The 15,097-nt window shown below is 37.5% G+C and carries 10 protein-coding genes; 3 read left to right on the forward strand and 7 right to left on the reverse strand.

Annotated elements, in window-relative coordinates:
• Positions 1-162 precede the first annotated feature (162 nt).
• Positions 163-930 carry a hypothetical protein gene (locus ACUXV0_RS01010; RefSeq protein ID WP_446191192.1) on the forward strand — a complete coding sequence of 256 codons (768 nt, stop codon included), beginning with the start codon at positions 163-165 and terminating at the stop codon, positions 928-930.
• A 125-nt stretch (positions 931-1,055) separates the two neighbouring features.
• Here ACUXV0_RS01010 and ACUXV0_RS01015 read toward each other — a convergent pair whose 3' ends face one another.
• Both ACUXV0_RS01015 and ACUXV0_RS01020 read right to left on the reverse strand, forming a co-directional pair.
• Positions 1,056-1,289, reverse strand: coding sequence for a hypothetical protein (locus ACUXV0_RS01015; protein ID WP_446191193.1), 234 nt, complete (start codon positions 1,287-1,289; stop codon positions 1,056-1,058).
• A 216-nt stretch (positions 1,290-1,505) separates the two neighbouring features.
• A complete protein-coding gene (locus ACUXV0_RS01020; protein WP_446191194.1) occupies positions 1,506-2,378 on the reverse strand; it encodes a DMT family transporter in 873 nt (290 codons plus the stop codon).
• A gap of 238 nt (positions 2,379-2,616) precedes the next feature.
• Between ACUXV0_RS01020 and ACUXV0_RS01025 the strand changes: the two genes are divergently transcribed.
• Positions 2,617-3,507 (forward strand): LysR family transcriptional regulator, encoded by an 891-nt coding sequence (locus ACUXV0_RS01025; protein WP_446191195.1) that lies wholly within the window; start codon positions 2,617-2,619, stop codon positions 3,505-3,507.
• A gap of 82 nt (positions 3,508-3,589) precedes the next feature.
• Here ACUXV0_RS01025 and ACUXV0_RS01030 read toward each other — a convergent pair whose 3' ends face one another.
• Positions 3,590-4,030: a DUF6943 family protein gene (locus tag ACUXV0_RS01030; protein WP_446191196.1), complete on the reverse strand. Its 441-nt coding sequence runs from the start codon at positions 4,028-4,030 to the stop codon at positions 3,590-3,592.
• Between the two features lie 734 nt (positions 4,031-4,764).
• Between ACUXV0_RS01030 and ACUXV0_RS01035 the strand changes: the two genes are divergently transcribed.
• The gene (locus ACUXV0_RS01035) at positions 4,765-4,923 is read left to right on the forward strand and encodes a hypothetical protein (RefSeq protein WP_446191197.1); all 159 of its coding nucleotides are present in this window, start codon (positions 4,765-4,767) and stop codon (positions 4,921-4,923) included.
• 195 nt (positions 4,924-5,118) lie between these two features.
• On the opposite strand, the gene ACUXV0_RS01040 is transcribed toward ACUXV0_RS01035, so the two are convergent.
• The 4 genes from ACUXV0_RS01040 to ACUXV0_RS01055 all read right to left on the reverse strand — a co-directional run bounded on the left by ACUXV0_RS01040 (position 5,119) and on the right by ACUXV0_RS01055 (position 15,096).
• Positions 5,119-8,967, reverse strand: a complete 3,849-nt coding sequence (locus tag ACUXV0_RS01040) for a DUF3883 domain-containing protein (RefSeq protein ID WP_446191198.1) — start codon at positions 8,965-8,967, stop codon at positions 5,119-5,121.
• Positions 8,968-8,970: 3 nt separating this feature from the next.
• A complete protein-coding gene (locus ACUXV0_RS01045; RefSeq protein WP_446191199.1) occupies positions 8,971-11,046 on the reverse strand; it encodes a Piwi domain-containing protein in 2,076 nt (691 codons plus the stop codon).
• A 190-nt stretch (positions 11,047-11,236) separates the two neighbouring features.
• Positions 11,237-11,914: a M48 family metallopeptidase gene (locus tag ACUXV0_RS01050; RefSeq protein ID WP_446191200.1), complete on the reverse strand. Its 678-nt coding sequence runs from the start codon at positions 11,912-11,914 to the stop codon at positions 11,237-11,239.
• Positions 11,911-15,096 (reverse strand): type I restriction endonuclease subunit R, encoded by a 3,186-nt coding sequence (locus tag ACUXV0_RS01055; protein ID WP_446191201.1) that lies wholly within the window; start codon positions 15,094-15,096, stop codon positions 11,911-11,913. Before ACUXV0_RS01055 ends, ACUXV0_RS01050 begins: the two co-directional genes overlap by 4 nt.
• Position 15,097 lies beyond the last annotated feature (1 nt).

Raw genomic sequence — 15,097 nt, forward strand, 5'->3', positions numbered from 1 at the left:
AGCATTTGGTATACTTAGGAAACTTAGGATTTCTAGGAAATCTGGGATTTGCATAGGCTAAATAATGCATAACGGTGCAAAGGAATCAGAGAGGCTAATTTCGGGCATTTTACTGATGCTGTGGATGTTATATTCGTGTCACATCAAACAATTTTTATCAAAATGGCACGACAAAAAGGTCTTATCAAGTTAGATGGTACTATCGGAGGTATTACTTTCTACAAAACACAGGATGGCTATCTAGCCCGCGAAAAAGGCGGAGTGGAGGCTGACAGAATTGCAAATGATCCAAACTTTCAACGGACCCGTGAGAACGGTGCTGAGTTTGGGAGGGCCGGGAAGGCTGGGAAACTTCTGCGAAACACTTTACGGGTGTTGATTCAAAACTCCTCAGACAGAAGGATGGTGAGCCGCTTAACGGCACAAATGGTCAAAGTGATACAGGCGGATGCAACCAATACCAGAGGTGAAAGGAATGTTATTGATGGCGAAGCAGAATTGCTGGCGGGTTTTGAGTTTAACATAAACGGAAAACTTGGAAACACAATATACGCTCCCTTCGGGTCTACGATTGATCGGGCTCTTGGTAATCTGGAAGTAAGTATTCCAAGTTTTAAGCCCGCTCAGATGATTGCTGCCCCTGGTGGTGCTACACATTTCAAATTCGTTTCCGGTGCTGCAGAGATTGATTTTGAGGCTGAGGCGTACGATGTTAACATTCAGGAAAGTGCTGTGCTGCCCTGGACAAATTCCCCTACCGCAGCAATTACTTTGGCCAGTACGCTGGCTCCAAACAGTATACATCCCTTATTTCTGGTGTTCGGCATCGAATTTTACCAGGAAGTAAACGGAGAAATGTATCCTTTGAAAAATGGTGCGTACAATGCTCTGTCAATTGTTCAGGTTAGCGGACATGCTCTTGGCCTGTAATTTTTAAAATTCGAATCGTTTTAAAAGGCCCTGTCAATCGACAGGGTTTTTTATTGCCAATTTCCCAGCAATCCTAGATTTCCTAACTTTCCTAAGCTTCTATTGTATGGGAAAGCAGCAAAGCCCTAAAAGGGCAATGCTGACAAATAACGCTCACCAGACTGATAAACCCAAAGGCTACAGCCGCAAGGGATACGATAAACCCGAACGCCACGCTTATGGGGAGTGATACGATTAGCTTTACGGATATGACGCTGATACGCAAAAGGCCGAACCGCAATAAAATCTGTGGCAGGAACCTTATGAGAAGGACATGAAGCTGAACTGCAGCTGAGAGAAATAGGTGTATGATGACTCATAATTATAAAATTTATATGCATCTCTCTGTAAGGCAGTTAAAACAGAAAAAAGGAAACGGAATAAATGAGGGCTTGTGGGGTTGGTTGGTGTTTATGCCGTAGTCTTTTTTATGTTTTAGGAAGTGTTGGTTCTGAGCGTTTGCCTGCCTTACTACCTTAGCATATGAATTTTATAAGGGTTATCTGCACATATTTAAATGTGATAGCCAATTAATGTCACTTTAGCCTAGTCAAATAAACACAAAGAAGAATACCAAAGCCTGCAATGATGGTCGAAACATTGATATTCTCACCATCCAGAACTCCCCAAAATACTGCCACGATGGGAATAACATATGTTACGGAACTAGCAAAAGCAATATCTGTAGATTTTATTATCGCGTTTTGAAGATATTGTGCTATCACCGTTCCCAAAATACCCAAAATAAGCAATGAGCCGAGAGGTGTTATACTACCGGATTCGGTGGCCTTAACGAATTCTGACCAATCAAAAATAAGCAACGGCAAAGCCAATAGTCCGGAGAAGAAAACAGAGACCATCGCTATTGCGAAAGCATCTATATCTTCAAGTTTGGTCTTGATAGTATTTATGTTGAAACTGTATCCCAATGTTGCGAGCAGAATAAATAGGGTGAAATAATTCAGTGAGAAATCTGTACCGTTTCCTTGTACAACTACTATGCCCACGGCAAACAAGCCTATTATAATGGCCAAAATCTGAGTGCGGTTAACCCTTTGCTTAAAAAAAAAGTAACCGACCACTAGGGTAAAAATTGGTACCGTAGCATTTAAAATCCCAGCGGTTGCACTATTGACATGCACTTGTGCTAATGCAAAGAGAAAAGAAGGAATTAAAGTGCTTATTAGCCCGACTAAAACAACAATGCCGAGTGATGATTTCGGTATTCTTCCAAGAAGCTTGAACGCGAAAGGAGTCACAATTGGTAATGTCGAACACAATCGAATAACTGCTACTTGAAGCGGATTATAAGCTTCGAGTCCAATTTTAATAAGCAAGAAAGAGCTTCCCCAGATAAGACAGAGCATTGAAAACAGCAGCAATATTTTCCATTTAATAAGTAAATTCATTTAACTATGGTTTTGATATTTGATTTCGACTTTGAAAGGATTTCCTTGAGAAATATCATTTTGGTTTTTGTTGAAAATAAGGTAAAGAAAGACAATGGCCGATTCCATAATCATTATGGTTTTAGGGTTAGGTAGAAGGAACGCAAAGCTTAGCTAAAGATTTATACAAAGCTATTACAAGTAAATGATTGATAAAAATGCTTATTTTTGATAGTATAATTAAAAATATTAATCAGTCATGAATATTGAGCAGCTTAAAAATTTCGTTATACTAACCCGCACTTTGAATTTCAGAAGTGCGGCGGAAAAAACTTATATAGCCCAACCTGCTTTAAGTCGTCAAATTCAAAATTTGGAGGAGGAATTAAATGCGGTTTTATTTGACCGTTCCAAAAGGCAAATTGTCCTAACTGATGCTGGTATTTATTTCAAAGGAGAAATTGTAAGAATTTTACGAGATATTGAGAAGGTTTCAGAAAAAACAAAACAAATACATAAAGGAGAAGCCGGCAGTATATCCATAGGCCACGCAAGCTCAGCGATGCATTCCATTATTCCACCATTGCTTCTGGAAATCAAAAAGCGATATCCAAATTTAAGTGTATCCCTTCTTGAAGGGAGTAATGGGTTTATTTTGGAAAAATTAAAGACTAATGAAGTCGATTTTGGATTCTTGCCCAATGCCTTAATCCCAGAAGGCTATGAAACTGTAGAAGTCTACCGAGAGAATTATTTTTTGATTTTACCCCAAAACCATCGATTGAATAGGAACACGTTTACTAATTTAACTGAGTGCCGTGATGAAGATTGGATATTACACCCTCAAGAGGGATACGGATATATGGAAAGAATCCTCCAGATTATTAATGAATTTGGCTATCAGCCCAGAATTGTGCATCGCTCGCCTAATACTTCATCGGTACTAAGAATGGTAGCAGCAGGACTAGGTATTACGATGATGGGTAAGTCGACACTTAAAGGGTTTAAACTCAATCTAAAAACAATAGAACTCAAAAACCTCGAACATCAACTAGATATGAAGTTGGTGCTGAGAAAGGACAGGAAAGCAGAGCTTGACAATTATTATACTGTTATTTTAGAAAGCATAAAACAACTGGCAACACCATAGGTTTTGCGGTAGTGGGTTGACAGTTTGAATGGAATTAATCGAATAATTAATAAACGTAGGTGCTCACAGACGTTTTTCATTTTCAAATGCCACCCAACGTAAAGCCGGAAACTGATGATAAAGATAGGTAAAGTGCTTTTTTATACTCTCCGACCAGTTTTAACTGCGTACGGTATTGACTCTCTAAGGCATTCAGCTTTTGAATATTGCCGGATAGTTTATTGAGTTCTGGTTTATCAATTGAACATTCGATGGCTTTGAGTAGAGCCTTTCTGAAATCTCCAATTCTTAGAAAAGGAATGACCGAACCTACTAAATCCAGATAAAAGACTTTTGATTGCCAAAGGCAAAAACAGAGGAGTTCTAAAGTCTCTTTTTCTTCTAAAGTGTGGCAAATAACCTGGTATGAATTTGGGCAAGGTTCTGAAATGGGCCTCCCACTATTCAATCCTTTGGAGAGGACAAAGAAGCCGTTCTGATGGATCGGTTGGCGAGGTGAGTAAGTTTTGACAGTGAATTGCATATACGTAGGGCATTAAAAATTGAAATGCTGGCTACGCTTCGCTCCGCCTTTATTTTTTTGACAAAGAAAAAAACAAGAAAAAAAGAAAGGCCCTAAAGGGGCGGCGGGGAAATGGGCTGTCAAGGTTTTTGGCTGAAAAATTTTGACCATTGAAGTAGGTGAATTGAGCTCCAAAAATTTTCAGGCAAAACCCGAAGGGCCAGACCTTTACTGCTCATGATAGCGAGGGAAGGGCAGCCGCCCATTTTTGCCATTCTTTTATTCTTAAAAATAAGTTTTTCGAAAAGCTGCGTCGGTTAACCATCGGCGAAGCCTACTGCGAGCCGTCTGCGAGCGGAGCAAGGGGGGAAGCCACGGGAACACCTGAGTGTGGGTGGCGACCTCCCGTTTACGGCCGGGCTGGCGTGTTTTTTTGCCGAGCGAGGGAAAGGCAGGTGTAGCGGTTGAGCTACTCCTGTGTGCGGTGCCAGAAGTGGCTGGTTAGATTTAAGCTAATGCCTGAGACAAATTTATCCAGCTACTGAAGCACATGAGTGAAAGCAAAAAACATGACAGCCCGAATCAGCCCGCAGCGACCACGCAGGCGAGCAAAAAGAGATGCGAGAGGCTGGGCACCCCTTAAGTGAGATTGCCGAAAGGCGACCATTAAACAGGGGTTTGGGGTGGACAGAGAGAACGAGCGGAGGCAAGGGCCCGGCTGTGTGTAGGAAGGCAACTGAGGCGGCGGATACCGGATGAGCTACTGCACAGCAGGTATCCTGCCTGACGAAGGGTATAAAAAAGGGCGGGCTTATGATAGAGCTACGATTAAGGATGGAGTATTACCCGCTTGCTTAACCCTTTTTTATATGCCTGACGAAACAAAAGACGAACCCGCCGACGAGACCGCTTAACCAAGTAGAGCAGTGTAGGAAAAAACAAGGGTGTGACTGAATGGATTGTAGTGCAACGGAAAGTAATGAGGGAATACTCTTGTTGTGCGGTGCTGTAAGTTGGTGAATAAAAAGAGAGAGGAACGAACGAATGCCATGAACCTACTGGAGGCACATGGCATTGGGTGGGGAAATGTTCATTTATATGAAACATTCCTAAATTAAAACTGAAATAGAGTCTTGACCTAGAATTGATCCGTTTTCGACTAACGTATATGGTGAGGGAATTATTTTCATTTTTAAGTCATCTTTCTTGCCTACATTATAAAGTCTGTAAATCTGATAATCTGTTTTCTTTTCAAACATCAAAACCCATTCTCCTTTGGATAAGTAAAATTCACCCTTATCAGGAGAAGGTGTTCCTTTGACTTCTATATAAACTTCTTTCCCATCTTGTTCAATAATAAAATCATACGGCTGGTAAGCTTCTTCGTCTTTATTAAGCCAGTTTATTGAGGTAACATTTTCTTGTTCAAATAGATATTTGTTAACGTATTCTTCTGCCCACCGCCCAATATTAATTTTCACCTCATCATTTTTCAGGGATTTATAAGATTTTGTGTTGTTGGTTGAAGGTGTATATGTATCGGGGATTTTTTCAACGACTAAATTTGATATGTTGGCATCATCAGCTTCTGTTTCAGGAATGAACTCTTCTACAAGCGAAGTATCTTCTTCTACATCATACTCTATTTCTGGTTCATTAACCACATTTACAGGCTGAGGGTTAGAGTATTCAACAATCATGAAGTTTTCAGGTACGACATATCCCTTAGAGGTTAACCAATCACAAATTTCAATAGAATCAATTTGTAAAAACAAAGCCAATTCCCTTTCAAGATTATCAATTGATAAAAAAGAACATAAGGATTTTGTTAATGAATATAGAGCTAAGGGGCTTTCCCAATTATGGCGAAAATAAAAGCTATTGTCTTCAAACCAACTATTGATTTCAGAACTAAATATTTCAACTTCAGATTGTGTTTTATAGGATAATGCAAGATTGCCCGCTTTATAGAAAGATGTAGCTTCAATCCTTTGATTTAAAGAGGTATATGTTTTCATTATATCATTGGAAGTATCATGAGCTACTAATACAGAAAGAAAGCCAAGTATCTCTTTCAGTTTATTCAACAAAGAATCATCAGAAACAACATCCTCCGAAACAAATGCTAAATCAGAATCATTGACAATTGTGATGTTGAAGATTTTACAAAAAACAAGTGTATTCTCTTCACTTATTTTGTCATTGAGCTGAATAAAGCTATCTGAGTTAACTGGTGGCGTAAGTGTCTTAACATTGAAGTAATAAAGGTTACTTATTTGTTGAAAACTGTTGTTTATAGACAAAAGGCTTAAGCTTGACATATCCTCCGTTGGACAGTTCCCCTCATTGTATGACTTCAAAATTTCTTCATATAGTGCAAACACTTGTTTTTTAGAGTCATCCGTAAGAGGTTCACTACTAACATCTATAAGAAGAGAGATGCAATCATCAATAAGAATGGTATTCTTTAATCCTAGATACACGACTTGTTCTTTGGTAAGAAAATGCCCTTGAAAATTAGCTACTGGGTACTTATCCTTAATTATCTTTTTGAACCTTGGAGCATATACGTCATTACTTTTGTAGCACTGACTATCTAAGCAAGGAATAGAAGGGAAATTACATGAGTAATATGACAAATAATCAGGAACTTCAGATGTGCTTCGATAGGTATGATATTTAGTTTTAGGTGAGTTCAAACTAAATGAGTCCCAGTTTTTAAGAATGTGCATCCAAAACAAACTGGCAAAGCTCATGTTAGCTAAATGATTTAGAAAATAGAAGTATCTAAAATTTGACACTGAATGTTGACCTGATAATCTATATCCATAGTATATCGAGTCATAAAATCCATTATCGTCAATCCAACTTAAATAATTCGAGGTATCATTGAATTTGCTAACTAAGGCTTTACGTTCAATACGGTCTATTTTGGTTACTGTAATGTTTTCTTTTACCCATATCTTAATAAAGAATTGTTTCCATTTTGGGATTTTATCGGGCGTGACGACATATTTAGCTTCTACATAATTATGCTCTGGAACTAAAGATTCGAGCCTTAATGCTGGATTGAAATAATCAGGGAGGAAACAGTCAGTTGCTAAAACCATCCCATTATTAGTCAGAAGTTTTATTTTCCTTAGATTACTATAATCATTATCTGTTAATTCCCCTTTTGCAAATAAGTTAAAAGCAAAACGTGTAATCTCAATCGTATTTTCGGGAGTGATTGAATCATTTCGAATTAATTGAAAAATAGCTTTTCGTAAGACTTCAATGTCCGTTGCAACTGTTAAATCTAGGCTTTTAAGCCATTCAATGGTTTCTTTATCATTTGAAGAAAGAATTTCTTTTAAAAGAGCATTGTTTATGAAAGGTGTTTCGGCAAAGGATATACTTAGGTTGCTTGATTTAGAGGGGAAATATAAGCTAGAAGGAACGCAAAGCTCATTATTGTAATCTAGAACAAACTCTAAATTTTTATAGAACTCAACGTCTTGCTTGAGACCTCTAAGGAAAAGCATAAATGCATAAGCATCTTTAAAACTGTTTTGGAGAAAGTTTTTGAACGGTTCGACTTGTGTAAGCTGACTTATATTATTTGCACCAAATGAGTCTGCACAAATTTTGGAAAGGGTTTGCCGATTTTTTAGACCTAGGTTAGCTAGTCTATAGCCGCCAGGATAGATTGAAAAAATATGCTCTTCTGGAAATATTAAAGTATAGTCAATCAGGTCAACAAGGCATTCAGATGCCAAAACTAAATTGTCTGTTGTGTCAGGTATAAACCGAACTTCCTTGATAGCTTTTTCATATTCTGAATTAAACGCTGTTTTAAAGCTATTTCCTGCATAAGTGTATTTGGTCTTTAAAATATTAAGAACCTCATATTTGTATTTAGTCTTGGAGAGTTGACTAAATAAATCTAATTGACACCAGGCAATAGCTCCAATCAGATATTCATTCCATGCATTACCTAACAATTGAGTACGTTCTGCATTTAGTAAGAAATCACCATTAATCAGATAAGGAAAATCCAATTCTACCTTTGTTGGTAAGTAGCTGTATAATATGGTGTCTTGAAGTTTTGCAAGGCTATTCTCTTCAACTAGACATGCCAAGGATAGTTTTGTCTTTGTAGCTGATTTTAGTTTCACAGGGCATTCATCTTCAGATAGCTTCTTAATACTCTGTTTAACTTCATCTGGTATGGTCAAAATGAAATCTGATAAATACCAGGTACTTTTTATATCACCATTATAAATTAAGTTAAAGTTAGAATTGGTTTCTGTGGGTTCTTTATGAATTTCAAAAACCATTTCATCATCACGATAGAAGCTTATAGATGATATATGACGTAAAAAGAGGATTATTTGACAGTCGTCAAAAACATTTAGTATTTCACTATAAATGAGTTCTTTATTCTCAATACTTATGATCGTATTTACCTGTTCATAATCAATGCGTCCATTAAGTTCTTCTGGTAATGTTTCATACCAAATCGGGATAACCTGCCAAGGAAAAGTGGCAGATTTAGCACCCCAAGCGTGATGGTTTTTATCGAACTTAAACCTAAATTTATTTGAAACTATTTGAACACAATCAGAACTACCAAAAACAGATTTGAAGCCAATACCCTTATAACCAGTTTTTTCATTGTCTTCATTTTTGCTACTATCTCTGCTACCAACTCTTGAAATCCCGTGCACATCATTGGAGTCAAAATGCTTACCGGTATGAGAAAAAAGCAAATAGTTGTCGTATAGACGAAATTCGACTTTATTGTCAGAGCCGATGATTGATGAATCATCGGCATTTTGAAGCAATTCAAATAAAAATCTATTTACATCACCGAATACAGTTTTTGATAAGATATTCAGCGAATTTGCTAAGTCCCTTGAATTACTATCGTTTTTGGCTTTTTCCTTATAAATGCTTTCGACTATACTTCTTTCCATAATCTATAAAAACCACAAATTACTCTTCCCAAACTCTGGGATTTCTGAGCCTTCGAAGTTAGAGAAAATTTCGGCTACCATTTCTGGGTATTTGATGGTTACCGGTAGGTTCTGCTGACTTACCGATTTCCAGTACATTCGACTGAATTGATATACCTGATCAATTAATTCACATACCGTCTTGTAATCGGTAAGTAACTCTTTTTCTGTACAGAATATAGAAAGCTTTACAGGAAAAGGGTATCCTTCATGTTTTTTGTGAGTACCATCTGAGTAACGGGTATTATTGAAAAGCAGAAACTTTCCATAACCTAAGGATATAAATGTACCGCTTTCAGGCATTATCTCAGACCACTCATTGTCAAAGGCTACAATATCACTGGATTCCGTTTTATTTATGGAGACAATGAAAATAGGGATGTTTAAGTCCAGGTCTTTAAGACCTTGTTCTATGGGTTCCAGCTCTTCCTGACTCATGTTTTTGTAAAAGTGAATTATAAGCCTTTTGAGGTTATTGGTGATTGATACATAGTTTCTAACAGCGGTAATAATGGAACCCGCCAGCTCATCAGTTTGATTTTTCAGAAAGCATTCAAATTGGTTAAACGTGCCGTTATTTGAAAAGCTAAAAGCACTACCAATATACTGCACATTTTGACGAGCATTTTTGAAAGCTCCTATACCAACTATTAATTCGTTTTTCTCAAGTGCAGATAAACGCCAGGGAATACCGTCTAATTTGGCATGTATAGCAATGGCAATATTGGGTAAGCTGTAGTGATAGTTAGGGTCATTTACTTTTGCCGCATCTATCGCTTGAGAGGTTATTCCTCTTTTTAAAAGGGATTCTTTGACCCGATAGTATATGTTTCTTTGAGTTTCTTCATTCACGTTTTTAGTGAACGGGCTTATATATATGGCAATGTATCTTACATCTGTAGAAAAGGACCTGTTGTTAAGTTTAGTCTCAATTTCAGGCAGTGGGTTGTCCATATCATTAAAGACAATACTAAACCCCTCTTCTGTATAGTAAGGTGTTTTGGTAAAGCTATATAAGCCACGGAAACCATACTCTTGGCCCCTGAAAAATCTGTTCATTTTCTTTGCAACGTCAAGGTCTCTAAGGTGCATGATAAAGAAAAATTGAAGTTTCTTATACTGTGAAAGATCATATGGTCCATATTCCTTTAAGCCGATATAGGGAACTTTATTGGTATGTTTAATACCGGATTCGTCTTCGCCAAAAAGCAAAAGGTTGCTTTTCCTGCTTACATGACCTATTGAAGAATTTTTAACCTTCACAAAGCCATTCTCCTCAAAGGGGATTATTGCTCTAAAAGATGAGTTATCCAGATATTCGGAGTAGAAATCTTCAACATTCTGTTTAAAGGTCTTGTATTTATTCTTTCGCTCTGGTGCAGGGTTCGGGTGATTTAGAGCTGATTTAATGTCAAAATTATAAATGGGGAAAACCTTTTCTAACTGGCGATGCCCTGCGTCTGGAAGGTCTTCAAATCTAATAAGTTTATTTTCAAAGACGACCCAATGAAAGCAATCGGCTGAAACACCTTCATTAAGAAGGTCAGCACAAGAAGTGTTGTATATGGTGGACTTACCATGAAAAGATAAAAGCAATGAGGGGCCTTTGACGATTTTTCCCACCTGCACTTTCAGACAAAACTTGTAATACGTTTTGAAATTGGGATCACTGTTTGGGTGTGCTGGTACCCATATCTCTGTATCGTTGACAAAATTTGGTTTGACCAACATTCCCAACTTGCTGAAATACTGGTGAATACAATAGTTATAGTACCTCTTAAGAATGGAAGTTCTAAAAGCGGTAACCTCTTCTTTATCATAATCAGGGATAGTATTAAGCGTAATAGACAAACCATTTTCCAAAGGTTTTTTGAATGACATATAGTAATGTTCCTGCTCCGCAAAATGGGTCAATACCTCTGGTGGTACTAAAGTGTGAAAAACGCGGGTAAGCCCGGGAGCATCCTGGTCACTGAAATGAAATGTGAATTGCTCTTCAGGATGACTGAAGCGGAGGAGGTTAAAACTTAAATCTGCCATAATTTAGTATAGATGGGCTTTGCCCGTTGATTACAAGAGTAAAAGTTATGAGTAGGCTAGGTTGAGTAGGGTTACCCGACAAATATGAGAAAAAGACAACTATAAATAGGAAAAAGAATGTAATTGTCGATAAGTTTGGAAAATGGGTATTTACCGAACTTTATAATTAAGAAATATGTGGATTGTTTTTTTAAAAATCCACTTCAAGTCTGTAGCCGTTTTTCTTTAGCCATCCTTTAGCTCTTTCATAATTAGGTGCTTGTATTGATAAAATATTCCAAAATCTCGGTGTGTGGTTGGGTTCTATTAAATGCACTAATTCGTGAGCCACCAAATACTCTACCACAACCATAGGTGCCTTTATGATTCGCCAATTGAATATAATGTTGTTAGCTGGTGTGCAAGAACCCCATCTGTATTTCATCTCAGATACCTTACACTCGTTATATTCTACTCCTAAGTTCTTGGCAACTCTTTTAGCTATAGGCTCTATTTTTTTGAGAGCTTGTTGTTTATACCATTCTTTGAACAAGGCATTGGCTTTAGGTTGGTTTGATTTAGAAATGATAAATTGTTGCTCAAATAGGATGTGCTCTATTTCTTCATCTTGAACGAGCAGTTGATAGTTTTTGCCCAAGTACATTAATGTTTCACCAGACACAAATTCTTTGTATTCCGAATCAATAGGGTACTTCTGTGAATGTGCTAACTTTTCTTTTATCCACTGCCGTTTGGAATAGACTAACTCATTTATTCTACTTTCTGATAGATGTCGAGGGGCACGTACAATAATACTTCTATCTCGCTCCACTGTAATATTCAGCGTTTTCCTATTAGAATACTTTATGTCATATTGTAATCGCATCATTCACTTACAATTTTGAAATGATTGGTTTTTGCCAACTCCATCAACCTTGAGATGATTTCTTTTCTCTTTATGATGATACTTGGTAGATTTTTAAATTCTGGCGACAAAAGCATTTTCTGCAATTCTGCCTTCAATTTCAGTTGAGCTGGTGTACTATCCCAAAAGCCCGTAAGCTTGATTTCTGTACTAACTAAATTGAAGATGTGCTGCGTTAAGTTAACCGTCTGAGCGATTTCATCTTCTGAAAGGTCTCTATTATCGTACAACTCTGCTTTGAAAATCCTAAAGAATGGCATTTGTTTCTTTCTGTCTAAACCATAAGTTTCTTCTTTTTCACGATTCTTTATTTTTTCTCTAAGCTTCTCTAACTCTTCATATATTTTCTTCCAATTTCCTTTAAAGTTTTTGAGTATCTCTTCTAAGGCTTGAGAAAAGGAAGCGAACAGTTCTGGATCTTCGTCTATGTTTAAATCAATGTAGTGACGAATAGCGTGCTCTACTTCTGCGGCTTTAGTTTTTTCTCTTTTCTTGGTCTTGACAGAATCAAAGAAATCATCGGCAATAATTGAGATAGGAGCAATCTGCTGTTCTATGCCTTTTGATTTGAGAAATTCATCCGCTATGGCTCTCAACTTAGGTGGTATGCCTTTCATACTAAACCTGCCATCACGAAAATGTTTGTTAGCAAGTGCATTGATTTCTGTAAAAGACTTCCAATCTTGGAAATACTCTAAAGCCTCTTTACGAGGCAGTACTGTATTAAAGCAAGTAGTTAATGTTTTGTATAATTTAATGTACTCGAAGCGAATATCTTCATCATAGAATACATCAAAAAAGGCATCCGAGTCTGTGAGGTCTTCCAAGTCATAGACTTTCAGAAAATCCCAAACTGCTTTATGAGCTTGTTTTAAATCATTTAACTCTGCATCTTCATCTGAAAGACAGTCAATAATCTCCTGTAATTCTTTCTCAGCATAAGTGTCTAACGCTCTTTTTAAATGATGACCTACACCCACATAATCCACAACAAAACCTTTGTCCTTACCTTCTGGACCTACACGATTGACCCGTGCTATGGTTTGTAATAGATTGTGAGCTACAATCACCCTATCTAAATACATCACTTGTTCAATAGGAGCATCAAAACCAGTGAGTAGCATATTGTTTACAATGACAATACCTACATTTCCATTAAGTGTAGCATCTTCTTCGTCTTGTTTGCCAAATGGCATTTTGAACCGCTTGATACTTCGCTTATGATAGGTGCTATTTGTATAAGGTTTGATGACCTTTTCATCATTATGACTACCTGAAATCACTACTGCTGTTTCAAGAGTTTGCAAAGTGTTTAGGTCTACCTGCATAGGATTGTTGTGTTCCAACTCAGCTATTTTGGCTTTAAGAACTTCATCCACGGCAGCTTTATACCTCACAGCTGCTATTCTTGAATTGGCTACAATTTGAGCTTTGAAACCACCCGAGAATATATGTTCTACATAATGATTCACCATACTCTTGGCTTTATCTCTGATAGTGTCTATGCTATCTAAGTAGGCATTGCGAGAACCATAGCCCAGTATTTGTAATCGCTCTGTAAGTTGATAGTCGCTGAACACGTCTTCAAACTTCGCATCCATACCTTGTTGGTCTTCTACCTCAGCATTATGGGTAAAACCTTCATAGACTATTTCTAATGTCACACCGTCATCAATGGACTGACGCATAGTGTATTTATCAATGTAGTCTTTGTATTTCTTCTCTGTCTTGGATGTTGGTGTGCCTGTAAAGCCAATGGAAGTAGCATTGGGTAAAGCCCTGTCTAAGTTGGCGGCTAATAGGGAATACTGTGAGCGGTGTGCCTCATCTGTCATAATGAGGATGTTGGCACTGGTATTTAATTCTGGGAATATCTCAATACCGCTTAATTCACCATTTTCTTGAAACTTATGAATCATCGCCATTACTAAATCAGAATTATCATTACTGAGTAACTCCTTTAAGCTTTTCCCATCAGGTTGTTGTTTTGGGTTAATGAATTTAGCTTCCTTCACATTAAAGCCAATGCTTTGACCTGTTTCTGAAAGTTGTTCTTCCAGCTGTGTTCTGTCGGTAACGAATACAATTTTCCAAGGCATCAACTCTGGGTGGAGTTTCATCTCCCGCACCATAAACATCATTGTCAATGATTTACCCGAGCCTTGTGTATGCCAAATGATACCACCTCTTTCTATGGGATTATGCCCTTCTAAAAGTCTTTTAGTGGCAATCTTTACTGCTCTAAATTGCTGGTAACGTCCTACTATTTTGATTTTTCTACCCTTATCGTCTGTTTTGAAAACAGTAAATATTCTGATGATGTCTAAAAGGTTTCGTTTATCCAACATACCTGCAACCAATCGTTGTTGGTCATTGGGCGATGATTTGCCGTGTTGTAAGTCATTTACATCTCTCGGAAAGGGATCTGTCCATCGATAATAATGTTTAGGAATTTTTGTGGTAATGGTTCCAAATTTTGCCTCTGTACGGCAGGTAGTAATCAAAAACTGATTATAGAAAAACAACTCTTTGTTGCCTTCTCCTGTATCACCTCTTTGCTCAGAATATCGCATTAACTGGTCTATGGCTTCGGGAATTGGTTCTTTTACCTTAGACGATTTCGCTTCTACTACCACCAACGGTAGTCCATTTACAAACAGTACCATATCCGGGATGATGTGATGGTCTGTACCTGTAACCACTACTTTGAATTGAGAAATAGCTACAAAACTGTTATTCTCTAAATTCTCAAAATCAATAAAACGGACAGTAGGGCTGAGTTCACCCGTTTCTTCATTTTTAGATACGGTAGTGTTTTCTAATAAATAATGAAGTACTTGCTGGTTATTTTCAATTAAGCTGTTTTTAGAAAAGGTAGTGATTTTACGTTCCAGTTCATCTACTTGTGCATCTGTAAGAAATGGATTGATGGTGGTTAATGCCTCACGGAGTTTTGGTTTTAGGATAACCTCTGAGAATGATGTTCTAAAACTTTGCTCTGGCTGTTGTTGCATTTGCAACTCTATCACTTCCCAATCTAAGCCTGCTAATTGCTCTAAGAAAGGTTTCTCTACGTGGCTATACTCATCCAGCTTTAGAGCTTTGCCTTGACTGCCTTTGTATCTGTTATCGTTGCTTAATATCATT

The sequence above is a fragment of the Jiulongibacter sp. NS-SX5 genome, assembly GCF_052828545.1.